Genomic DNA, 24,854 nt, shown 5'->3' with positions numbered 1-24,854 from the left:
TCAATTATCTCATTCTCTGTCTATTGGTTGGTACTTTCAGATCTCACCAACTCTCCGTTTACAAACTCCTTTGTTGTGACTTCAATATTTTTACGCTCGCCCTCCAATCCTACGATTGTTATTTGCTGTACTCTTCCGTCCTTCAACTCAACAACCAACTCGTTTTCGTTTTTAGCTGTCACCGATTTCACCAGCGACTCGTTTTCGTAGGGTTCAATAACGGCCAGGTAGCGGGCTTTTTTACCATGGCTGCGAACGGCCATGTTTTTCAGGCGGGCAGCCTCGTTACCCAACGGATAGTCGCCCCCAACTTTTGCGTTAAAAGACACGACATCCAGTCCGGATAGGTCGATCGTAACTCTTGCTGCCTTTTCCAGGTTTTCCGGCATGGCCGGTGTGGAATTGTTCAATAGTTCGCCCTGGATTTTAACAGGGCCACCGTAGTAGTCCCGTCCCTTTTCTTCGGGCAATAAAACGTTCTCGTATTTCACCGGCAATGAGGAAACAAAAACCTCAGAGCCATCTTTCAGAATTAGTTTGGCATCTCCCCAGAAAAGCGTGTTGTTATTCACTTTTGTCTCTGTTTTCGAGATTAGCTCCAACTGTTTTCTACCGCTAATGTCCAGTTCAATCTGCTTGCTTCCGAGAATCCAGGCTCCCGTGCTGTCATTCAGCAATGTCGTTCCATCGGCAGTTACCGTGTACCACAATTTCTTGTTCACACCAATTGTTTGGGTCGATGTACCAACCATAATTTCTTTCTCAATCGGCCAGGCATTGTAAACATCCATTTTTAAGGAGCCTTCAATTCCGTGAGGTAGGCGAAGTCCTTCATTGTCGCAGCCCTCTCCCCAACACATTTCGTATTGTGTTTTCGACGTTCCTTTCGCATTATACCAATTGCAATCGGTAATAAACTGGGCACTGCCAAGCGGGTCGGTATTCATTTGGTTTGAATGATGTGAAAACTCCAGTTTTTCAGCCGAAATATCCTTGAACCCTTTAATTTGCAACATCCAGTCGAACTGATGTTCTTCCTGCCCTTCCAGATAGTCTGCCAATACCAGGTAATCGTCCATCACAACCAACGCGCGGCGTTGCATCACCGGTTCGGTATGACCGGTTACTTCACCAAAGCCCGGTGCATTTTCCGGCATTTCAATGCTGCGGCCTTCCGACCACATTTGTTCGGCAAAGGATGAATTATCCCGGGGAATTCCTCCATAGGGAGCATACGCCCATGTTGAATTTGTTTCAACCGCTGTGGCCTGCATCATGCTACCCGAATGGAAGAGAGTGCGGGAGTTCTCTACCGGCAGCTGCATTTTTTCATCCACAACAACCATGTTTTTATTGATTGATGTCTGTTTCCAGAATTTATACATGTAGCTTGAATAGCCAAACCAGTAGGCCAGCGTTCCGTAGAAACTACGCCCGTAACGGGTCATGTTAACTAAACTGGTACGGTCGAAGTGTCCATGATATCCGCCATGCGAGCCGTAGTGTAAAGCCGCCTGTATTTGCTCGCGTTGCTCACGGTCGTTGGTTTGCGAGCGCAGCATCACCACCCCCATGTTGTCGGCGTAGGCCGATTGTTTCATTTTTTCGGAGGTAAAATCCGGTAAATCGGGGACCCCATACAGCAAGTCGCGACCACGACCACGATTAATGATGGCCGCATACTCCGGATCGCGATAGAGGTAGTATGCCAGCTCGTATGACTTGCCGGAAACCTTATCTTCCACAGCATCGTTAATGGCCGGCAAAACGCCCCTAAAATCGATGAACGGAATGGATGCGTCCCACATATCCTTTATGCTCACGTAGTTGCGCTCCATGTTGCCCCACTTTTCAAATTCCATTCCCATGATACCGCCCTGGCGCCGACTAGACAGCAAGGAAAAATGTTTTGATGTGCCCAATGGAAACTGCCGGTCTTTAAAGTTGATTCCCCAAGGTTGAAGGGCGATGGCTATTTCTGAAAACTCGGTAGCTACCCAGGTATTGTACCCAACGGCACACTCGTACCACCAGCCGTCGTTCATAATTCCATGCTCAAGATGCTTGTAAATGCCCGTTGGTCCGGCCAGGATCTGATCGATCAGATTCCAGTCCTGAAGGTTCATGGCAGAATAAAATGCAGCCGTTAATTCGGCCACATTCCAGTTACTGATGGCTCCTTTGCTGTTTCCTTTAATGGTTTGTGTAACAAACAGACGAAACATATCCTGAATCTGCCGGTGATCGGCTTCGGTAAATTGGTCGCTCTGACGAACCATGTCGTACATGCGACCGACCGCCTGCCAGAATTTGCCTTCGCCCACAAACGAGTTGCTACCTCCAACCAATGTAGCCGGATACCCCGCGTCGGGATCGGACAAACGGCGCAACAGACTTAAACACTTGGCCGCGTATGCTTCGTTTTTAGTGAGCTGGTAGGCAACGCCACAATCATAAATTTCAGCTCCATTGGTATTAAAAACCGTTTGTCCCAACGGCCTGCCTTCGATCGTTGAAAAGTCACTTCCTTCGGGCACGTTCCATTTTTCCGCCCTTTTTACATAGTCGTCATACCCTTTTTTAGCCCAGTCGTAGGTTGCAACTTTATTCCTTACTTTTTGCCAACCATCTTCGGTAAAAACAATGTTTGGCGTGGCCACACGAACCGCAGTAATAAATTCGATTTTCACCTCCGATTCGCCAAAACCATTTGCCATGGCTCGCACCACTTGTTTTTCGCGGATTCCTTCCGGCAGCTTATTCGGAATATTAACCTCCAGCTGAAGTTTCTTCACCTCACCGGGAGCCAATTCGAACGCGGTTTCGCTGAGACTTGCCGCCATTGTTTCCCAGCCCTGTTTTTGCACCATTAATTGTACGCCCTGAGCATAACCGGTGGTGTTCCCCACTTCAAAGTCATAGGTTACTTTACTTCCTGCGTCCGAAGCTTTCCCCTTTATATCCGCAACGATTGAAGTCGTGAGTCCTTTTGTCACCCGCACATTGCGCAATTGCCAGCCTTTTTCGGAGGTGGCAGTCAGCAGCACCTGCTTTACAGCGAAGAGCGTTCCGCGGCGTTGCCCCAGATCAATATCGAACCTGTCCCACGGCAAATAAACCGTATGCCAGCCCTTTCCCACCAATCGAAGTTTGGCTGTACTCACCGGATTCAACTCACTGTAGTCGCGTTCATCCACTTTTAGTATGGCCGCAACATCGGTCGCACTTTCAGTATTGAGGAAAATGTCGAACGCCAGACCGCTGTATATTGTCCAATCGGCTGCATCGCCGTAAAAGGGTCTGCTAATACCCGGAAAATAAATGCGGTTTTGATTGGAATAACTATAAACTACTGTGTCACCATTATTTAGAGAAGCGACACCTTCTTTCACTTTCGCGATTCCCGACCAATCGGAGAAATCAGATTTGCCAACCGATTTGGTTAGTTGTGCGTGAACGGTGCTTGCAAAAAACAGGATGATGACAGCGAATTTCAATTTCATTTTAGGTACTATTATCGTTCTTTTAAAAGAATTGGATCCAATCGGGAATCCTTTAGTTGCTTATAATCACCGAACTGATTGAGCTTGGTTTCAGCTCCACCGAAACAGGTGTGGCCCCCACCAGTACGTTGACCGTTTTACCGGTCTCCGCGGGATTGTTCAGCAGCAACATCACCCGTCCGTCAGCTAATTCAAAGGCCAGGTGGTTTTCACCTTCCGAAGAATGAAGCAGGCGGGCACCCGGCTGCACAAAATGAGATAGATGCTTGAACAGGTAAAACTCGTCGGTGTAGGTAATTTCTTTTTTGTCGCGATTGATTACCACCATTGAGTTTTGTGGCCATCCCCAAGCACTTTTCCCGGTCTCGTCCAACACCATGTTCCAGTACATGTACGATCCGGCTCCGTTGCTGATGTAATGCACAATATCCTTCCATGAGCGTTGCACCGAAGTCCAGTCATTTTCATGTTCGCCACATTTGTTTTCGGTTTGCATCAATTTGGTGTCTTTAAACTCTTTGTGAATGGTTGGAATTGATTTGGCTCCTCCCCATTGAAAACCGACACCGGTGAGATATTTTCCGGCAGATTTATGTTGAAGGATGGTGCGCACATATTGCGGATCGCCTGAATTAACCGTTCCTAACCAAATTTGGGCATCCAAGCTGTCTTTTTCAAACTGCGGTCCGAGGAACTCGCCGATGAAGTAGGCCATATCCTCGGGGCGCCAGGTACAGCTTGGCCAATTGGGCTGATAGGCAATTTCGTTTTGAGGCTGAATAGCAAAAAGCGGAACACCTTCATTGGCATAAGCCTGAACAAATTTTGAAAAATAGAGCGCGTAAGCTTTCAGGTAACGCTCCTGCATTTTAAAGGCTGTTGCGTTATTTAAGATTTGTGCATCGGGAACCATTTTATTCCCCTCAGAGGCATTTTCAAAATCACCACTACGCATGGCATAGTGTTCATTCACTTTCATCCAGGCCGGAGGCGACCAAGGCGATGCCCAAACCAAGAGATTCGGACGAACCTTCAAAGCTCCTTTGATGTAGGGAATAAGAATGAATTTATCGCGGTCGATGTTAAAGTCCCTCATCTCAAAGTCTTCGGGAACATCGTTACTCGAGTAGTAACTAAGCGCGTAATCGCTGGCGCCAACCGGGATTCGGCACATGGAGAAATTACAGCCCCCGGCTGAAAACAGGGAGTTGAACACCTCTTGCTGTTTTTCTGCCGGCAAAGCCTGTATGGCAGTCCAACCCAATTCGTTAAAAGCACCACCGACGCCATCAATTTCATGCAGTTTTTGGTCGACAAAAACGGTGATATCCGCGTCATCGGCCGATGTTTCAACCTTTGCCGCTTTTGTCGTTTCAACCCAGCGCTCGGTTGGCGTTGTGTAAACAACCGCTACTCGTTGGGCGTAAATCGAATTTAGAATCAGGAGTGAAATGACTGTCAGGCTGACGGATAATTTTTTCATTGGTTTATTTTACTCAGTGAATAACTTGTTTTTTTGATTCGTTGATGGAACTTACCTGCTGCCGCAAAATAGTTTCAGTTGTCGTTTCTGCTCTAAGCAACAGGTTTGTTTCATCGTATTCAGACCTCCCGTTGATCGGGCTTTTCTTCTACACGTATTAAAATTCCGAAGGTGCTGGGTTCCCGTTTGCCTTTGAAAGGCAAAACCACCAAACCGTATTGCTTACACCTCGGCTTTGGTGCAGTTGTTTTTTCGGATCAGTGCTTCGAGAAAATAGTAGTCAGCGTATACCAAGGGTACATCAATTTCGGAATTGAAGGGTTTGGAGCCGGTGGAATGTTTCAGCAAGAAACCACCGTTTTGGCCCACCTCGGCTAAAAACTCGGGAGACGACAAGCTGGCAAGCAAACCATCGGCTGTTTTGTAGTATGCTTCGTTTGAAGTGTATTGATAAAGCTCAAATAAGGCGGAAGAAATGACTGCGGCAGCTGAAGCATCGTAAGGCTCATTAGGCAGTTCGGGGGCTTCAAAATCCCAGTAAGGAATTTCCCCTTCCCGCATTCCATCAATCGTTAACAAATAGTCAGCAATTTTTCGGGCATGGTTTAAAAACTCCTGAATTCCGGTTTCGCGATACATCATGGTGTAGCCATATACTGCCCAACCTTGCCCTCTGGCCCAATCGCTTTCATCGGCGGCACCCTGGTGCGTGTTCCGGTTCAACACTTCGCCGGTTTCAGGATCATAGTCAACCACATGGTAACATGAATAGTCTTCACGAAACTGACTTTCCATAGTTGTAAGCGCATGACTGACTGCAATTTCCTTGAAACTTTCATTTCCGGTTTCGTTAGCAGCCCACAATAGCAGTTCCAGATTCATCATATTATCGATGATCACCGGATATTTCCAATGGCTGGTAACCGGGTTGTTATTCCAGGAGCGAATACAGCCCACCACCGGACTATAACGCGTAGCCAATGTTTTTGCCGATTGAATCAGGATTTCGCGATATTCCGGATCATCGACAAATTTGATCGCTCTTCCATAACTACAATACATTTTAAAACCAATATCGTGGTCGGAGCCATTCCATTGCTCGGCTTTTAACGGCGAGGTAAATTCAATTGCGCGTTGCTTCCATTCCTCTTTTCCTGTTAGTTCGTACATCATCCACAGGTTTCCGGGGAAAAAACCACTCGTCCAATCGGCCGAAGCTACCATTTTAACCTTGCCGTCCTCGAAAGTACGGGGAAACTCTCCGATGCTATCCTCCCGAATGGGCTCAATGATCTCCAAAGCTTCTTCAAATTGTTTTTCTGAATGTTTTACCAAACCGGCAAAGTCGTTGCTTTGGTTGCAACAACCCGCGAAAAGAAGAGTAATCAAACTGATTGCTATAAAATCCTTCATAATTAGGTTAATTAAAAAAGAGGCAAAAATTTAGTTTCTATAGAATTGGCACCCGATCAATTTCAAACCACCGTCAAGAGCGGTACATTTACTCACCAAAACCTACGGCACAAAATTTTTATCCTTCCCATCTTTGTGTTTTTTTACTAAAATTCGTTTTCTTTTTATTACGCATAGGTTCATATCACCAACGCGCATGTTCTCATGTACTTTTTGTCAAAATTAGTTGCCGGAGCTATCAAATAACTAGCAGACATGTTGCAAATCCTAAGATATTTGTTGCACACTGAAGCTATAATTGCATGATTGCAACACTGATAGCAGCCATAAACCTCCGCTTACAAAACAGGTCCGTTTTTTTGAAACAAAGCATACGTTAGGCGGAATGAAATCTGGCCATATTCCGATCCCCGCTGATGCAGGTTGCTGGTTAAATCTTGCCTGGAGTAAAAACGAGCTTCGCAACTCAAGCGTTTGTAGTTATAGCCTACTCCGACAAAGGATCTCGAAACATTTGAAAAACCATGCCCCTCGTCGGCATTCAACAAAATAGACGACTTGCTCAATACCACATGCGGTGCAAAAGCCAGACGGACATACAAGTGGTTGTTTTTATTGAGATGCATGTAATAATTCACCCCAAAAGGAAACTCAATGGTTTTATAATCGACCACATAGCCATCGTGATTGTCGTTTACAGAATTCTCGGAATACCCGGAGAAGTAACTGTAATAGTTTAGCTCGGAGAACAGGCCCCATTTATAGTTGTTGAAAGCAAGAATATACTCCGCTTCGGCACTAAAACCGGGGCTGTATTCATCGGAAAAATAGATCGACATTCCGGCAGTTTGCTCAGAGACACTCATCTCCATTCGGTTAAAGCTTGCACCAAGTTTGATGGAAAACCTCCCTCGCTTATGTTGTGCATACTCGGGATGTGAGTAGGAAGCTTGTTGACATTCATTATACACCTGAAAATAAGCCATGAGGGCCTTTCTGGAGTAACTCAGCGATTGGGGATCTAAGCGTTCCGGGCAAGGCAGGTAGTTCACCAACTGGTCGCGGTAGGTATTGTCGACCAGCTTTTTCTCGACTATTCCAGGCGTAATTTCGAGGCTATAAACTTTGTGACGAAGCAGCAATATTTTTGACGAATCTGTTTGAAAGTAGAATAGTTCTTCACCTTCGGTGAAATATGAATAAAGCTTGGCCGCATCGCCATCAACAAGCACTTTCAGAAACGCATGCCCCATGTCCCATTCCGGTTCCTGACTGGCTTGTTCCTCGCGTTTTATTCGTTCCGGAGTAATATCAACAGCAATCAACGCCCGGATACATTTCAGCTTGTTTTCAATTCCGAATTCGGCCACTTTTGCCAATGAAAACGGGGCAATATCGCCATCGGGATCTACTCGGTACTCGTATTTTCCGGCCGACTCTGCTGTCCCCACATTTCGGATCCAACAGGTGGTTTTACTCCCTGCATTGTCAATGTAGTATCCTTGTTCGAAACTACTTTGCGCATTCACAAACGGCACACAGCCAAATAAAAAGGCAAGTAATAAAAGCTGTCTAACATTCATTTTTCTTGTTCTTTAAATTTTGAACCGGGGTGAAAAACAAGAAGGCGCAACAAAACTGCTGCACCTTCTGATGTATTTAACAAAAACTAATGTTGTTATGAGTTTTCATTTGCGCATATTATTGGATACTGCTAGCCCAGAATTCAAATTCAGACAAAGCTGTTTGCTGGCCACCATCAAAGGTTTCCAGAACTCGGAATCGAATGTACCGAACCGGAGTATCGTTCCCAATCTCCACTTCGTAATCAGCGTTTGATCCGTTCCACGACTCATCGCAGAATTCCTCGTGAATTAGAATCCACCCTTTTGCTTCAGCATCTACATCCCAGTCCGGATCGGTTGGAGCTGCAGTTGTTTCGGCACCATCTAAATCGGCTCTACCCCAAATCTGGAAATGCTTTGGATTTCGGGTATTCCGGCTTTGACGAGGGGTAACCAGGAAGCTTGTCAATTCGGCTGTAACACCAAGATCGAGTGTGAAGTGATGAGGGACACCATCGGTGCCATCGAGAACACAATTTGAGTGATACCAGGTATCCCGGCCTCCATCCCAAAGGTTTTCGATGCTACCCCCGTAACAATCAAAGACTCCATCGGTAGGAAGAACAACTTTCTGCCACAACCCCCGATCCAATTGTAAAACCCGCAAAGGGAAAGACATTTCCATTTGCTCAGCCTCAAATACATCAACGGCAGTTTCTTCGGGCTTGTACACCGTACTGTACTTTATTGTACCTTCCGACTTCCAACTTTCAATATAAGTTTTCGTTTCGTCGGCCGGCACCATTGTTTGCACCAAATTGCCCAGGGCATCAGTGTATTCCAACATCACCCCTTGATCCAGTGAACTAAGAATGGTCCAATTTAGTAAAATCACGCTAGTAGCAGTTTCGGTATCAACCTGCTCCATCGATACCCGACGGTTCGATAACTGGGTGCGATAATTATCGCCATAAACTTTTCCAGTAACCTCGTAAGGCAGCGAAGGATTACCAAATTTATCGAAGCTCATACATTGAAAGATGTAGCTCCTCTCCTCCATGTTATCAATTACGTGAGAAAATGTACCAATTTGGTTGCCTATTGCCACATCGCTCGAATCAGTGTAGTCGTTCCAATAAATACGAACAAAATCAATTCGTTGTGATTCAATGATCAAATCAAGTTGAATCCGGTTGTCACCGGCAAGCGCTGCGGCACTGTCGACTTTGGCCGCATAAATTGTTTCGCCCTCTTCGAGATAACCTTCGTGCAAATCATTCATCTCCGTACACGAATGGATTAAAACAGAAGTTATTACTATCAAATACAGATATATTTTTTTCATCTTTTTTTCATTTTAGTTTTATGAACTAAGCTTACCTGTTATCGCCATAAAATTCGAGTTCAGTCAAGTGGAAGAAAGAACCATCAGACCAGTTACGTGTCACTTTAAAGCGGATATAACGAGTCCTTGGCAGCGTTGGCGAAAAGATAAACTCTTCACCTGCCGCAACCCAGGCGATATCTTCGGCGGAGGTCGATCCCAGTGGAAGTCCGGATGGCTTAATTGATTCGCAGTCCAATAATTTTGTCCATCCATCCCAGCTTCCGGTGAGAATATCACTGGTAAGTTCGGTGCACCCCCACACTTCGTAACTACGCGGGTTTCCGTGTCGGTATTCGTAGCCCGTACGCTGGAATACTTTCATGCGGCTAAGCTGAGCATTCACACCCAGGTCGAATGTGACATATTGAGGCCAATTTCCTGTACTACCGGTGTGGAAACCACTGTTTTTGCTAACCGTTCCATCCCAAAGGTTAGGAAGGATCCAACCGTAGGCAGCAGGTTCATCACCCGGCAAAATTACTTCACTAAACTTCAAGCGATCAAGCTGCGTTTCATAAAGCGGAGTAAGCGAATAGTATTTAATTTCACTCTGATTCGCCCAGCGATCCTGTACATAAATGGCGAAATTACCCGGGATGGTATCCAACCCACGATAAGAACCAACTCCATCCTCCATCGTGCTATAAACGGTATTCACCGGCACATATTCGCCATTGTTATCTTCCATCAGCATAACAACTGATACTTCAGCACGGAGAGTGTTTTGCCAAAAAGCACTTACACCACCAAAGTCGGTAACCATGTTCAATGTTTCGCCAACGATATGCACCGGAGGTGTGAGCGGCTCAACAGTGGTGTACACTTTTTCAGACTCGTTACGGCTGCGGTCTACTGCAACCACCGAAACCTCGTGAGTCAGCGTATCACCAAAACCTTCAATTTTCAGCGTATCGGAGTATAACGAAGCACGAACCTCGCTTTCAAGTCCATCACTTAGAGTATAAACAGCTTTTACATAAAGCAAGTCTTCATCATCGGGAAGGTCGTAGGTTAAAATAGCACCGCCCGGAATATTTTCCACGGTTATATTTGAAACCGGTCCGGGAGCGATTGCATCTGTAGGTTGCTGCCCGATAGGCTCTTCATCGCAGGCAAATGCCCAAACAGCAACGAGTAGTATATAGATATATTTTTTCATTTTCTCTGCGTTTTAATCGTTAATTGAGTCATTACTACCATCCATAATTCTGAACCAGGTTATTATTAACCGTGATATTCTCCTCTTTAATAGGCCACAAGTAGTCTTTAACTGTGAATTTAACCGGAGACTGAGCAACGGAAAGAACCTTGTAGAAGTCTTCGGTGTTTTGTCCTTGAATGTTCCATCCTTTTGGTTGTTCATTCAATTCATCAATTTTCTTCCAGCGACGGATATCCCAGAATCGTTTTCCTTCGAGCGCCAGCTCAATCGTACGTTCGCGATGAATAATTTCGCGCAGTCCTTCTTTTGTTTCGGGCTTGTTGGGATAAACCGAATAATTTAGCCACGACTCTTTTACTCCGGCCAAACCGGCACGTTCGCGAACCGCATCGATATAGGTAAATACTTCCTCAGTTGGTCCACCTACTTCGTTCAATGCTTCGGCATACAACAGGTATAAATCGGCCAAACGCATAATCGGGAACGGATAATATTCGGTTGTATAAGCCGAAGAGGTTAATGTATTTTTGAAACTGTGCATTTTCTTTGCTGTGTAGCCGGTCAAACTGTAGTTATCCGACGAGTATTTACCAGATTCGCCAAGAGCGAAGAAATTAGCAAATTTCACATTGCCCGGGAAGTCATAGTATCCGCTTCCGAAGTAAATACCCCGGTCGAAACCAATACTGGCATAGAAACGTGGTTCGCGTTCGAAATGCAGATAGGCCGTTTTCTCTCCTTCTTTCACATAGTAAATCTCTTCTCCGGCTGAAGGTTCTGTCCGAACTTTGTATCTGTTGGTATACCATCCGTTATCTTGCCAATCGATATCCTCTTCAATAGGCACACCGTTTGTTGAATAGTATTTTTCAACCAGCTTAATAGTAGGCGCCCATGAGTTACGCACCACTTTCTCGGCTTCGGCATTCAAACGAACGATCTTTGCCTGCGATTGCACCTGCAACCAGCTGGCGTCGTTATTGGTATTTCCCCAAATCAGCTCTTTATTCCATCGGTCGCAAATAGCCTGACGATAGGTTGTTTGCAACTTAAATTGGTCCGGAGCATTGGCAATAATCGGATCTACGAGGTCGTAAATGGCTTTGTTTCCCTCATGAGCTAAGTCGATGGCTTCTTTGCAGGCTTCAGCGGCCAAAACCCACTTGTTTTCGTCGTAAGATTGTGGGAACAGCTGAACGCCACGATTATCAACAATACTGGCATAGTCGGTATTGCCATTAAACAACGGACTTGCGGCAAGCATCAGAACTTCGGCACGCATAGCCGAGGCGATTGTTTTATCAGCCCGGCCGGCTTCAATACCTACCAGTACATCAGCCGATTTTGGTAAATTCTCCATTGCTTCGGCCATTAGATCAGTGATGTAAGTAACCACATCATCTACCGATTCGCGATAAACCTTTACTTCTTCAACACCAGCCGAAATAGGCAAATTCACATCAACAATCGGAATCGGGCCATAGCATTTGAACAAGTAGTAATGATAGTAGGCCTTCAGGAACTTCACTTCAGCAATCCAACGATCTTTTTCAAAATCATCCATATCCTGAACTTGTCCAATATTCTCTAAAAAGATATTACAATCGCGAATCCCTTCCCATAAAGGTTTTCCGCTGTTTTCGCCATCCCAGTAGTTAATATACGGACTGGTAGCATTCTGATAGCCACGAGCAATCCAAGTGTTTGGCCAGTTGGCCGGGTAATACAACCAGGTTTCATCGGCGCCACCCAGAGCCGGGTCGAGGTTTACACCACCGATCGTTGGGCGATAGCTGTAGCAAGTAAACAAATACTTTTCGGCAACTGTGCGGTTTCTGAAGGCATAATCAATTGTTGCCACGTTGTCCGGCACAATATTCAGGTAATCGCATGCACCAACGCTATAAAGCGTAATACATAGTATAATGAATCTATATAATTTTCTCATAATCGTTTAAGTTTTAGAATGATACTTGAACACCAAAGTTGTACACTTTTTGAATTGGATATCCTAAGCCATTACCACCCATTTCAGGATCCCATAAGTCGAATTTGCTAAAGGTTAGCAGGTTGGTACCGCTGAAATAGAGACGTAGGTTTGTCATTTTAGCTTTTGAAGCAATTCGTTCCGGGAAAGTGTATCCAAATTCAAGCGATTTTAAACGAAGGAATGAACCATCGCGCATAAACCAGTTTGAAGTAACGGTATTGTTTTCAATAATCGTTTCAGACAATCTTGGCCACAAGGCATAAACATCGCGGTTAGCTTCCGACCAGTGATTTTGGGCATAAACGTCAAGCAATGCATTTTGACGGTCGATAAATGGTGCTGTTTCTTCGGCATCAATCCAGAACGATTCGCGGGCCAGTCCCTGGAAGAAGAATGACAAATCGAAATTCTTCCATCCGCCTGATGCTCCGAAACCGTAAACGATCTCAGGGCTGGTTGGATGCCCCATCGGCACCATATCCAGTTCGCTGATTTTACCATCGTCGTTAATATCTTTGTACTTGATATCTCCCGCCATGTAATCGCCAAATTGGGTTGGTGAGTTACGAATTTCGCCTTCATCAACAAATAAGCGTTCGGCAACATACCCCCAGTTTTGATTTAAAGAATAACCTACACGCGATTTCCACGGGGTATCCTCATAATCGGGCTCTTCATAAACGGTAAACTCGCTGGTTGCATAGGTAAAGTTACCCATGGCCGAGACCCATAAACCATTGTTGAATGAATGATTGAAATTCAATGAAAGATCGATCCCTTTACTTGATGCTTCGCCCACGTTGGCACGGCTGGCTGCCTGTAACCCCATGGTTGAAGGAATCGAAGAACGGGTCATAAGAATGTTGCTGCGATCTTCGGTAAATATATCCGCCTGAATATCCAATTTGTCCCACATACCCAGTTCAATACCAATATTTAATTTCTTGGCTGTTTCCCAGGTAATTTCATCGTTCGGATAACGCGAAATTGAAACCCCGTTCAATCGGTAACCGCCCGAGTTGCCATAGGTACCAAAATCCGAACGATGGTTAGCATCATTCATATTTACATTGGCCAGGTAGAAAAAGCGGTCGCTGGAGCTACCAATCGCATCGTTACCCACCAAACCGTAGGTTCCTTTAACTTTTAATTTTGTAATCGTCCGCTTTAAACTTTCGGGGAAGAACTCCTCGTTCGATACAAACCATCCCATACCCATTGAAGGGAAGAAACCAAAACGTTCGCTTTCCGAAAAACGTTCGGAACCATTGTACCCAAAGTTTCCCTCGACAAAGTAGCGTGAGTCGTAGCCATAGGTTACACGACCTGCTAAACCAATGTTACGGTAAGGCAACGATTGTTGAAGATCACCTGCATTGGCAATTAATTCTTCGCGCATGGTGTAAACCATCAGAGCATTTGCCTCGTGTTTGTCTTCGAAAGTGCGAGTCCAGTTTAAAGCCGACTCAAAATAAGTAGTCGACGAAATATCCTTGTCACCTTCGTCGTATCCCAAATACTCGGTACCACTGAGCTCATTCAATGGATACAACGTATACTCATCCGTTGCCTTGTCGTATCGCGACACCTGGTAGTAAAACGGATTATAAAAACGTGAAACATCGAAGAATGAATACCGGTTGGTGTTAAACATGGCACGTAACGAGAGCCCTTCGGTTATAAAATCCAGTTTTTGTTTTAATTCGAACTGGGCCAGCATCTGCGAGCTGGTATAATCTTTATAACCTTTGGTCATGTCGGCATAAGGGTTGTTGTAGTTACCCTCATCGTAGTTACCAAATAAAATGTGTTGCGTGTATTGGTTTGCGGCATCGGGTAAGAAGTAGGCCGGAAACAAAACCGGGTTGGTTTGCACAACCTTTTTATAAAGCGCTGTACCACCGTCAATTGGTCCGGTATAGTCTTCAAAAGAACCAGACAACCGCACAATGGCTTCAGTGGTTTTGGTAATATTGATGTTTACGTTTGAACGCAACATGTAACGGCTAAGCTTAATGTTGTTGTTGAAGTTATTCTTCTTATCAACGTTCAACATCCCGTTGTCGTTTACAACACTACCTGCCAAATAGTAGCGGGCAATTTTTCCACCACCGCTCACACTAAAGTTAAGGCGATGATTCAAAGTATTGTCTTTAAACAGAATTTTGTACCAATCGTTTGCCGGATAAACATAAGGGTTTCCGCCGGCCATGGTGTTAGCAATTTTATTTTGCGAGTATGGTGTAGCCCCCAGCGGATCGCGTGTGAGCACTGCCTCGTTATGCAACCTCATATACGTTATCGGATCGGCCAGCTTCACCATCTCTGTAGGTTGCGAAATGGCTTTTTCGTATCGAATGTTAATCTTGGCTTTACCTTCGGCACCTTCTTTTGTGGTTACCAAAATAACACCATTTGCACCACGCGAACCATAAAGAGCAGTTGCTGTGGCATCTTTCATAATCGAGAAACTGGCAATATCATCAGGCTGCATGCGAGACAGCTCTTTCGTGGTTACCTCGTTGTTGTCGATCAAAATAAGCGGGTCTTTCTTATAACCAAAGGTGGTAACCCCGCGAATAAAGAACTCCGCATTGTCGCTACCTGGCTCACCACTCCTTTGATAGGAGATCAAACCCGACATACGTCCGGCAAGCGCAGTGGTTAAGTTACTCGAGGGAATCTTCAATTCATCCGGTTTTACCGTTGTAATGGATGCAATTACACTTTCCTTCTTTTGTTTGGCAAAAGCCACAACCGTAACATCCTCAAGCTGTTCGGTTTCTTGTTTCAAAACTATGTGAATCGCGGCTTTCGATCCAAGCTGCACTTCCTGAGTTTGAAACCCAATAAAGGAAATAACCAACGTCGCGTTTGGCTCAACATCGATGGTAAAGGCACCATCCATATTGGTTATCGTTCCCTCACTCGTTCCCTTCAACACAATGGTTGCTCCGGGAATTGGTAACCCGTCGTCGTCATAAACGGTACCGGTAACTTTGTTCTTTTGCTGATCTGAAACCAGCAAACTGTTTTTTGTATTTTCTGAATCAGACGTCCCATTCGAGCTGTGGTCAAAACCATAACTCGTTGATGGACATGTAATTACAAGAAAAACACTAAAAAACACAACATACTGAATCTTAAGGACTTTCGTTACAAATCCTTTAGCAAGTAGGATTCTTCTCATAAGTATTAATTATTTGGTGTTTAGTTCGTAGTTGTCAGCCGAACGGCTGATATTTCGATAGCGTAGTCAATCGGATTGCATTCACCTTCGGCAAGCATAGCCTTCCGAGGTGATTGTTGTCTCACGACAATTGAAGAAGTTTTATTTCGGGGAGTCAGCTGCCTGATTTGTTTGGAAAGAGTCACCCGAAGGGATGACGTGATAGGCAATCGAGCTGACATAGAGCCGTGACGGCTCAACAAATCATAGTTTTTCATCTCGCTAGGTTTAGTAAAATAGTCAGAATAAACATGAATTCTGACTATTTTCTAGTTAGTTAGTTCGTTAGTGAATTTTAAAATCAGCATTTGGTAGTTCTCAGACTCTTTTGGCCTTCTTTTAGCTTTCAACTGAATTCCAACGGTTATTCGAGTTCGTCGATTTCGCGATGGAGTTGCAAACCAGAGAATGACTTCCGGCTTCGTTCTTGCCTCATGCTGACCACAAATTTATACTTCCTGTATGCACAACAACTAACAAGCATGTTGCAGATTCTATGATCTTTGTTGCATCTAACACTGATGTTGCACGAATACAACATTCGTGTTAGGATTTAGTAATCAACGTCTAACGATTACTAATTACACCATTGGATTGGATAACTTTTCACCTCTATACTTGCAGACAGAATGCCGACAGATAGTGACGGAACAAACCCATTTGGGAACGAAAATTTGGATTAACGACAGAACATTCCATTGGTAGGAGCAAAAAATATCAGCCTCTGGGTTTTGCAAAAGATTCGATATTTGATGGAACTTTGGTGAAATGGCATGCCATTCTAGCAAGTGATCTCAATAAACAACATCGAAAAATACTACATAGCTAATTACATGCCACTTAGAAGACAACAAATTAAAACAAACAGCCATCATGACGCGGTGCCGACCAAAATTCATGTTGTAAAAATGCTCTTATGTTGCATGAATGCAACCAGGATATTAGAAAGAAAGGATCGCAAATTATATTTTTGAAAGAAAAAGCAAATGCGCGTTCGGTTTCTTCTTTTTACTTTGCTGGTTTTTTCATTTTCACGGCTATCGTCCCAAACAAACGACATCAAATTCAGAAGAGTTTCTCCACCTGGTGGATACAGCTTTCAAGCAATCAATTCATTTTGTCAGGACAAATACGGTTATTTATGGATGGGAGGTTTTAATGGGGTCATGCGATACGACTCCAAAGAAATTGAACGTTTTTCCTATCATCCCGAAAATGAAAACGGGTTGCCCAGCAATACAATTACCTCTATTGTTGTAGACCATGAGAATACAATCTGGGTGAGTACCATCCAAGGACTTTGTCGCTTTAATCATAGCACCCAGCAGTTTAACCGGGTGAATTATACCTATGAAAACGGTTCTCCTTCAAAAAACCATTTGTACTCTCTACAGTTCGACGGGAATGGAAATTTATGGATTGCCGATGAAGAATTTTTTGGCTATCTGGATCAGCAAAGCAATAAAATGATCCGCATAACCGACGGTACAACCACCCCTCCTCGCCTGCTCTATAACGATGCAAACAACCGGCTATGGCTGGGAGGCCTCGATGGCTCTGTTTTTTTAGTAGACCCGAAAGAGAAAAAAGTAGAGCTGAAGGTTAAAAGTCCCGGCTCCACGGTACGCACAATCTGCACCAGCACCAATCAAATATGGATTGGTTATCAAGGACATGGAGCGCGCATGTTCGATTTCAACGGCAACCTATTGAAACACTACACCTTCACTGAAAATACGAAATACAACATTGAATCAACCAGTATCAGAAAAATCCTGCGTGACACACGTGGGCAAATCTGGATTGGCTCCTACCATGGGTTGTTCCGATGCATCGGAAATGACATTGAGCATTTCGACCATGCCAGAAACGATGGATTGCCGCATAACTCTATCTACGATATTTTCGAAGACCGGGAAGGTGGAATCTGGATTGGCACCTGGTCGGGAGGGGTTGCCTACATGCACCATGCCGACAACAAATTCAAAAACTACAAGCACTCTAAGGAACCTGGCGCTCTTTCCGACAATATGGTCAGCTCGTTTACCCAAACACCGGATGGCGAAATTTTGGTCGGAACCGAACTATTCGGACTAAGTAAGTTCGATCAAAAAACCGAACGGTTCGTCCCCATTCAGGTAATGAAAAACAATGGCGTTCTGGATATCAAAGCAATGGAATCTGATGCCAGAGGAGGCCTGTGGATTGCATCGGCATTTGACGGCATTTTTTACAAACCGGCCGGACAAAAGAACTTCATCCATTTCGCTGAAGGACCTGAAGACGGAAGACACGTTTCATCACGCGAAGTATACTCTTTGTGCAAATGTGATTCGGGAATCTATATCGGTACCTGTTTCGGTGGAGTAAACTTTTACAGCTTTAGAACCGGGAAGATCAGCTTTTTGTCGAACAAGCCCCCCTTCGATCAGCTTTCAGACCAAATTATCACATCCTTAACCATTGACTCTCGCAACCATTTATGGCTAACAACCGGAACCGGAGTTTTCAGAATTAATTTGGAAAGTAACAATCAGACCCACTTTAACATTAACGCCATTGGAAAACACAAAACCAAGAGCCAGTCCTTCTACTTTACCGAACAACTAACCGATGGAAGGATCTGGATTGGCACTAGCGGCGACGGTGTTTACATTTACGACTACGCGACTGATTCGTTGAGTAGTTTTGATGCCAACGGACTGCTCCGGGGCAAAGATGTTTACGGGATTATTGATGGCCTTGAGCAAACCGTCTGGTTTACTTCGAACGATGGCCTCATTTTGTACAACCCCATCCAAAAAACCTCCCGCCAATTTGTAATCACCGACGGAATCCAAGGTAACTTATTCAATCCCAACGCCTTGTTTCGGGATAAAAATAACAACCTTTATTTTGGCGGGACAAACGGATTCAGTATTCTTGAGCCCAAACCGATTCACACCAATCAACGTAAGCCCAACATTCTGCTCCATAAAATTGAAGTAAACAACCAAGCAATATTCCCTACCCAGTCTGACTTTAGTCGTTTTGAAAAGATCGTGCTGGATCCGAAAGAGAATACCTTCAATTTTCATTTCTCGGCAGATAACTACCTAATGCCTGAAAAAAATAAATTCGAGTACCGCCTGATTAATTACGTAAATGAGTGGGTACAAACTGATAACCGAGGCATGGCCAGCTTTGTGAATGTACCTCCAGGCAACTACATTTTTGAAGTAAAGGCATCAAACAATGATGGAATATGGAATGATACGCCAATAAAAATACCAATGGTCGTTCAGCAGTATTGGTATAAATCAACAACAGCCATCTTATTCTATTTCGCTATAGTCCTTTTGATTACAGGCATCATATTCCGGTTCTACTACGAACGATTAAAACTAAAAAAAGCGTTGCTAATTGAAAAAATGGAACACAAGCAGGAAGAACAAATAAACGAAATGAAATTCCGCTTTTTCACCAATATTTCTCACGAATTTCGCACCCCGCTAACTCTAATCTACGGCCCGGTTAAAAATTTGCTGGAAGCCGAAAACCTGAACGAGATACAACAGAAACAGCTCGACACCGTGAAACGCAACACAGCACGACTGCTTCAGCTGGTGAATCAAATTCTCGACTTACGAAAGCTCGACTATGGCTTTGGTAAATTGGTTTTCTCCAAGATTGATGTGATTCGGTTTATCGACGAGCGGATTCAAAGTTTTTCGGAAGAAGCCCGATCCAAAAAGATCATCTTTTCGTTCAATTGCTCAACCAGTTCGTGTTTTATTGAAGCGGATGAAGAAAAACTGGATAAAATAATCTACAACCTTTTATCGAATGCCTTTAAGTTTACACCAACTTCAGGGAGCATCACCTTATCTCTGCACTACAATTTCATTGAAGAATCAAACCAATTTTCCAATCAGCTAAGTTTTGGAGAGCTAAATCAGGAAGATTTTGTAGAGATTGTGGTTCAGGATAGTGGCCGAGGAATCAGCAGTGAAGATCTACCCTATATATTTGAACGTTTTGAACAGGGAAAAAATCCGCATCCAAAAACAAACAGTACGGGTATTGGACTAAATATGATTAAAGAGTTTATCCTCATGCTCAGGGGTAAAATAGTTGTCCAAAGCACTCCCGACAAAGGCTCCCGTTTTTCGGTGCAATTACCGGTAAAGCAAAAAGCTCAACGAATTATCTATCAAAGCCATGAAAAAGTCGACAACATAAATACCACCTGGGAAACCAACCACGCTTCGGCAAGCCCGAAAACCCAACACGAAGTCAACCTATTGGTCGTCGAAGACAACAAGGATTTAAGGGAGTATCTGGGCCAACTGCTAGAGAACAGCTATTCTGTTGTATTTGCCGAAAATGGTGTCAGAGGATTGGAAATTTTAAACAGCCAGAACATCGACCTTGTAGTTTCGGATGTGATGATGCCGCAAATGGATGGGTTCCAATTTTGTCAGACCGTAAAATCGCAAATAGAAACCTGCCATATTCCGGTGATCCTTTTAACAGCCTTATCCTCTCCTGAAAATACCACCGTTGGATTGGACCAGGGAGCCGACGCCTATATCGCCAAGCCCTTTGACGAAAAAGTATTGTTCGCTCAAATCAACAACTTACTGCTTCAGCGAAAAAGGCTACAACAAGGTTACTCCCAACGCTTTATCGCAAAACAACCCATTGAAGCAGGCAACCTTGACCAGTACTTCCTAAATAAAGTAAACACTGCTATTGAGGAAAACCTGACCAATGAAAATTTCACCGTCGATATGTTGGCAAGTGAGATGAAGCTGAGCCGAAGCCAGTTACACAGGAAGTTGAAACAAATATCCGATCAATCAGCATCGGAGTATATCACAATGGTCAGGATCGGAAAGGCAACTTCGCTCCTTTCGTCGAACGATTACAATGTAGATGAAGTGGCTTACAAAGTTGGATTTAACAGTCACTCCTACTTCACAAAGTGTTTCAAAAAAATACATGGAAAAACCCCAAAAGAATATCTTAAAGGTTTGAAAAAAGTCTGACCCCGATACTGCATGAGGCCGAACCATGTTTTTCGTTTATTTACCAGCGAAGAACTATCAACGGCATTCGTTTAGATCACAAGAGGCTCAATGCAAACCGAAGGATTAGGAAGACTTTACCAAGTCCATTTCAATTTCGAAAAGCAAATCGTCGCGACAGATACTATTCTCAGTAACAACCAGCGGCATTTGGTATTGCGGATTGTCCGTTAAGAATTCATGCAAAATGGACAGACTGCTTTTATCCTTTAAATAAGCTGTTGCCCTTACCAGATTGCTAAAATTGTAGCCCTCATTGGCCACAATTTGACCAACCACCTCGAAACTATGTTGGATTTGCCGCTTCACATTGCCAATGTTTGCCGTTTCGCCCGAAGGAAGGATACTGGCTGTTCCGGAAATACTCATCCATTGGCTACCGGCTGAATTGACCCGGATTGCCCGGCTAAACGAACTTCCGTATTCGCCGGCTTCGTTTTGCATCGGCGACTTAACCTGTGCAATGGCTGCGGTTTCTTTCGCGGGTTTGAATGCCAGAAGCTCCATCGTTACCGAGCTGCCTGACTTGTTTCGCCCACTAACACCGGTACTGGCCGGAATGAAACTCTCAAAAACTCCTTTTTGCTTGAAGAAGGCGGTTCGAATGCGATTGAAACTGTCGTACCATCTCAAAATATCGTCAAGATAGTACCAGGTCCGAACCACATCGGTGTACACAAATCCGGCTTCCTGAAGAAGTTGATCTAAACGTTCCAAAACCATTTCATATTCCAAGTCTGCATTGCCCTGCGGTTCCGACAGCAGATCGCCGATAAAAAGATAATGGCCCGAATCATCGCTAAATCGACTTGTTTTCGCCTTAAAATTCGTTTCACCATAAATTACCTCGGCTTTCACAGCCCACAGTTGGATACCATTCAAAAACGAATTGGAGCAATTTTCACCCTCAACCCAGGTTAGTGGAAATTGCTTGTCGATCGCCTGTTCCAATTCAGACTCAAACCGCTCCCGGTTGGCCAATGCTCCAAAGCAAGTTGCCTTTACAACCTGGTAATCCTCTGTTTCCAGAATGTTTACTAATCGACGGCAAAAAGCAGAAACTGTTTCGTCCTGCTCCGGAACCAACTGAATGTACAACTGATTGCTATGTTCCTTTTTAATCTCGTTCATGCATACCTCCATACTCATCCGTCTCTAATGATTCGTCCTTTTCAATTTAGTCTTTTGAATTACAACAATTTTATACGTTCAATCTCACTTTGCAGCTGGTAACGCCCCTGATCGTTGCCCGGCAAGCGATTGATCGATTTTTGGTAAAGATCGATGACTTTTCCTTTGTTGCCACTTTCGAGGTAAATATTGCCCAGCAGAAAAATAGTTGCCAAGTGATCCGGATTTTCTTTTAGTGTGACCTCAAGCACTTTAATGGCTTCTGATTGCTTTTTATTTTGATTCAAAAAGTAGGCATAGGTGTAGGCAAATTTGGGATCAGCGGGAGCCGCGATCATGGCTTGTTTGCTGAATTGGCAGGCTTCACTTAAATCTCTGGACGAAACGATGATACTCAAATTATACGCCGCGGTTGCATTTTTATCGTTCACCTCCAGTACTTTCCGAAGCGCTGTTTCAGCTTTGGCCAGTTGGTTCATTTCGGCCATCAGCAGCCCGTAATTTAGGTTTGCCGCTTCGTTTGTCGGCTCTGCAGCCAACGCTTTCTCCAAATAGCTGGCAGCCTTTGCCTGATCGCCCGAAATTGACAGCAGAAAGCTGCTGTTAACCAAAGGCAATACGGCGTCAGGATATACTTTCAACGAATTTTCGAACGATTCCAATGCTTTATCCATCATTCCCATGTTTTGGAAATGATTCCCCAGGTTGTAGTGAGCACTCCAGTCGTCGGGGCGGGTAATCATCGACTCTTCATACTCCCGGTTCACTTGCTTAAAAATGCTTATTTGTTCGGCCGTAAATTCCTGGGGCGAAAACACAGCCAGCGACTGAGCTGCTGCCAGACGCACCAAGCGGTAATCATCTTTGGCTGCCCGGAAAAGCGCTTCTTTAGCTTCATTGCTTTGGTTACCGATTAATCCACGAGCCGCCGCGCTCCTCGACAAGGGAGAATCGTGCTTGAGCACATCAATCAGCACCGGCCACTTTTTTGTATCGGTGCAATTTGTCAGCAAGCGAATCAGCGAAGTTGTCACGATTTCACCATACTGATTGGTTTGAATGACATTGAGCATTTCGCCCAGCCGCCCCCAAGATTCTTTGCGCGCATCGGCAATCAAGCTGCCAAAGTACAAGGTTTCCTTTTGGTAGTCATGTTTCTTCCATGACGTTACGTTCTGATTGGCCCATTGGTCAGTTTTATCGCTATGGCAAATTGTACAGGCATTCGGCGAAGCAAACTTAATGCTCGCTGCCGGCATTGGCGGACGAAACGAATGGTCGGACCGCACCATATTTCCAAACCGGGTCATCGGCATGTGGCAATCAATACATTTCGGACTATTCTGATTAATTGGGTGATGGGTATGCACTTCATAATCCGCTTCTTTTTCCTCATGACACGAAGTACAGGCTTTATTGGCTTCAACCAAATTGTCAGATTTAAACCGGTACCGGCCTGAAGAAGTATGGCAGGTAACGCAATTCAAATCGCTCTTCTGCAGGCAGGGATTCATATACCAGCCGGTCATGGTGTAGTTTTCACCCAAGTCACGGCCATCAGGATAAAAATCATTATTATCAAGCGTAGCCAGGTCGAAGTTGTCGAAAAAACGATCGCCCGGGAAATAGGACGATGTAATAGCAGTCATTTTCGCGTGGCAACCCGCACAGCTGGCATTGTGTTGCTCGGGTGTGAACGTGGAGGTAACAACCAGCTTTATCGAGTCCAATTCAACCCCTTTTTCCTTCGCCAAACGAGCGGCCTTAATATGTTCCTGCGCGGGACCATGACAGGTTTCGCAGTTAATTCCGGCTTCTTTCCAATTGGTTTGGTAGCTATTTGACGCCAGATTGAAATTATTTTCCAACTGACTGACGTGGCAGGAATAGCAGGACGTATTGAATGTGTACTGCCGGTCTCTCCAGCTCAATGCCTCATCCTGCATTGCCTGAGCTTCCATATGGGGAAAATGGCGAACTGCCGATTCAGGATTGTTGTACCATTGCTTTGTATTTACATCGTAGGCCAACGGGAGTGTTTGCAACCGGCCTCCTTCCCAGGGCGTTAAAAAATAGTATACATTTTTACCCCCTAGAGCCCATAAAACAGAAAACTCGGTGTTGACCCCATCTTTTGTCTCCCGAATAAACAAACTGGTATCTTTTACAATCGCCTCATAGGCTGCCCCTTCCATTTCAATTGGTGGGTGCCCGATAGTCACTTCATTCTCAATAAAGCCCGCCGTAATTGGCTGCATAGCCTTTCCGTGGTGCGATGGTGCCCATAGTTTATAAAACCGCTCGTGACACTCAATACAACTCGAAGAACCGGTGTACTGATCGGATGATTGTAAATCTTTTTCGGGTGATTTGTTTACACACGATGCAAACAATAACAGGAACAGAAAAATTAGTTGGTTTTGTTTTAGACGACTCATATCGAGTATTTTAATCTCTATCTGAAATAGAGAGCTGATTCGTTTAGTTGTGGTTGAAAATTGTTTTCGGCCGTAAATTAAATGAATTTTTATTGATTCCTTCCTATTTCTCCTCTTTTGTAACGAAACCAAACACACTACAAACACAATTAAACTACTCGCTAACAACACAATAAACGGAGTTACTTATAGGAGTCTTTCAGAACCAATTATCACCCACTTTTTTCTTAGTATTCGATTCCGGGATCAATGCGATTTGCTTTTTCACAATTAATGTTGCGGGTTTGAAACTTCGGCTTCATACCATCGCCAACCGATCTCATTTGAAGTTGATGCACGACCTCTTCGTCCACTATAACACCGCCCTCCCAATTCGTAAAATGGCCATAAAAACAGGATCGAAAAGCGGTACTAAATCCGCAGGCACTCTGTTTCAGGATTCAAATAAGATCGTAAAAAAACAAAGGCACCCAACGTTGCTGTC

General features: G+C 44.4%; 12 protein-coding genes. 1 reads left to right on the top strand and 11 read right to left on the bottom strand.

What is annotated here, in order from left to right:
* Positions 1-20 precede the first annotated feature (20 nt).
* The 9 genes from ABZD21_RS03520 to ABZD21_RS03480 form a co-directional block, all read right to left on the bottom strand.
* The gene (locus tag ABZD21_RS03520) at positions 21-3,503 is read right to left on the bottom strand and encodes a hypothetical protein (protein ID WP_372772944.1); all 3,483 of its coding nucleotides are present in this window, start codon (positions 3,501-3,503) and stop codon (positions 21-23) included.
* Positions 3,504-3,555: 52 nt separating this feature from the next.
* Positions 3,556-4,986, bottom strand: a complete 1,431-nt coding sequence (locus ABZD21_RS03515) for a hypothetical protein (protein WP_372772943.1) — start codon at positions 4,984-4,986, stop codon at positions 3,556-3,558.
* 222 nt (positions 4,987-5,208) lie between these two features.
* Positions 5,209-6,399, bottom strand: coding sequence for a glycoside hydrolase family 88 protein (locus ABZD21_RS03510; protein ID WP_372772942.1), 1,191 nt, complete (start codon positions 6,397-6,399; stop codon positions 5,209-5,211).
* 338 nt (positions 6,400-6,737) lie between these two features.
* Positions 6,738-7,982, bottom strand: a complete 1,245-nt coding sequence (locus ABZD21_RS03505) for a hypothetical protein (RefSeq protein WP_372772941.1) — start codon at positions 7,980-7,982, stop codon at positions 6,738-6,740.
* Positions 7,983-8,100: 118 nt separating this feature from the next.
* Positions 8,101-9,309 (bottom strand): DUF4998 domain-containing protein, encoded by a 1,209-nt coding sequence (locus ABZD21_RS03500; RefSeq protein ID WP_372772940.1) that lies wholly within the window; start codon positions 9,307-9,309, stop codon positions 8,101-8,103.
* A gap of 31 nt (positions 9,310-9,340) precedes the next feature.
* On the bottom strand, positions 9,341-10,510 hold the full coding sequence (locus ABZD21_RS03495) for a DUF5000 domain-containing lipoprotein (protein ID WP_372772939.1): 1,170 nt from the start codon (positions 10,508-10,510) through the stop codon (positions 9,341-9,343).
* 34 nt (positions 10,511-10,544) lie between these two features.
* Entirely contained in the window at positions 10,545-12,461 is a 1,917-nt protein-coding gene (locus ABZD21_RS03490; protein WP_372772938.1) for a RagB/SusD family nutrient uptake outer membrane protein, read from the bottom strand.
* A 13-nt stretch (positions 12,462-12,474) separates the two neighbouring features.
* On the bottom strand, positions 12,475-15,693 hold the full coding sequence (locus ABZD21_RS03485; RefSeq protein ID WP_372772937.1) for a SusC/RagA family TonB-linked outer membrane protein: 3,219 nt from the start codon (positions 15,691-15,693) through the stop codon (positions 12,475-12,477).
* A 20-nt stretch (positions 15,694-15,713) separates the two neighbouring features.
* The gene (locus ABZD21_RS03480; protein ID WP_372772936.1) at positions 15,714-15,950 is read right to left on the bottom strand and encodes a hypothetical protein; all 237 of its coding nucleotides are present in this window, start codon (positions 15,948-15,950) and stop codon (positions 15,714-15,716) included.
* 768 nt (positions 15,951-16,718) lie between these two features.
* On the opposite strand from ABZD21_RS03480, the gene ABZD21_RS03475 reads away from it, so the two are divergent.
* Positions 16,719-20,762, top strand: a complete 4,044-nt coding sequence (locus tag ABZD21_RS03475; protein WP_372772935.1) for a two-component regulator propeller domain-containing protein — start codon at positions 16,719-16,721, stop codon at positions 20,760-20,762.
* Between the two features lie 105 nt (positions 20,763-20,867).
* Here the strand turns inward: ABZD21_RS03475 and ABZD21_RS03470 are convergent, their stop codons facing one another.
* Both ABZD21_RS03470 and ABZD21_RS03465 read right to left on the bottom strand, forming a co-directional pair.
* Positions 20,868-21,950 carry a RidA family protein gene (locus ABZD21_RS03470; RefSeq protein WP_372772934.1) on the bottom strand — a complete coding sequence of 361 codons (1,083 nt, stop codon included), beginning with the start codon at positions 21,948-21,950 and terminating at the stop codon, positions 20,868-20,870.
* Between the two features lie 41 nt (positions 21,951-21,991).
* Positions 21,992-24,370 (bottom strand): ammonia-forming cytochrome c nitrite reductase subunit c552, encoded by a 2,379-nt coding sequence (locus ABZD21_RS03465; protein WP_372772933.1) that lies wholly within the window; start codon positions 24,368-24,370, stop codon positions 21,992-21,994.
* Positions 24,371-24,854 lie beyond the last annotated feature (484 nt).

Source organism: Mangrovibacterium sp. (genome assembly GCF_041596335.1).
Lineage (GTDB): Bacteria > Bacteroidota > Bacteroidia > Bacteroidales > Prolixibacteraceae > Mangrovibacterium.
Note: the sequence above shows the minus strand (reverse complement) of the source record. Positions and strands in the feature narration are given on the sequence as shown.

What these genes read in the sequence shown, in the direction of transcription:
- ABZD21_RS03520 (WP_372772944.1), bottom strand. Translation starts at nt 3,503, where the DNA reads ATGAAATTGAAATTCGCTGTCATCATCCTGTTTTTTGCAAGCACCGTT.
- ABZD21_RS03515 (WP_372772943.1), bottom strand. Translation starts at nt 4,986, where the DNA reads ATGAAAAAATTATCCGTCAGCCTGACAGTCATTTCACTCCTGATTCTA.
- ABZD21_RS03510 (WP_372772942.1), bottom strand. Translation starts at nt 6,399, where the DNA reads ATGAAGGATTTTATAGCAATCAGTTTGATTACTCTTCTTTTCGCGGGT.
- ABZD21_RS03505 (WP_372772941.1), bottom strand. Translation starts at nt 7,982, where the DNA reads ATGAATGTTAGACAGCTTTTATTACTTGCCTTTTTATTTGGCTGTGTG.
- ABZD21_RS03500 (WP_372772940.1), bottom strand. Translation starts at nt 9,309, where the DNA reads ATGAAAAAAATATATCTGTATTTGATAGTAATAACTTCTGTTTTAATC.
- ABZD21_RS03495 (WP_372772939.1), bottom strand. Translation starts at nt 10,510, where the DNA reads ATGAAAAAATATATCTATATACTACTCGTTGCTGTTTGGGCATTTGCC.
- ABZD21_RS03490 (WP_372772938.1), bottom strand. Translation starts at nt 12,461, where the DNA reads ATGAGAAAATTATATAGATTCATTATACTATGTATTACGCTTTATAGC.
- ABZD21_RS03485 (WP_372772937.1), bottom strand. Translation starts at nt 15,693, where the DNA reads ATGAGAAGAATCCTACTTGCTAAAGGATTTGTAACGAAAGTCCTTAAG.
- ABZD21_RS03480 (WP_372772936.1), bottom strand. Translation starts at nt 15,950, where the DNA reads ATGAAAAACTATGATTTGTTGAGCCGTCACGGCTCTATGTCAGCTCGA.
- ABZD21_RS03475 (WP_372772935.1), top strand. Translation starts at nt 16,719, where the DNA reads ATGCGCGTTCGGTTTCTTCTTTTTACTTTGCTGGTTTTTTCATTTTCA.
- ABZD21_RS03470 (WP_372772934.1), bottom strand. Translation starts at nt 21,950, where the DNA reads ATGAGTATGGAGGTATGCATGAACGAGATTAAAAAGGAACATAGCAAT.
- ABZD21_RS03465 (WP_372772933.1), bottom strand. Translation starts at nt 24,370, where the DNA reads ATGAGTCGTCTAAAACAAAACCAACTAATTTTTCTGTTCCTGTTATTG.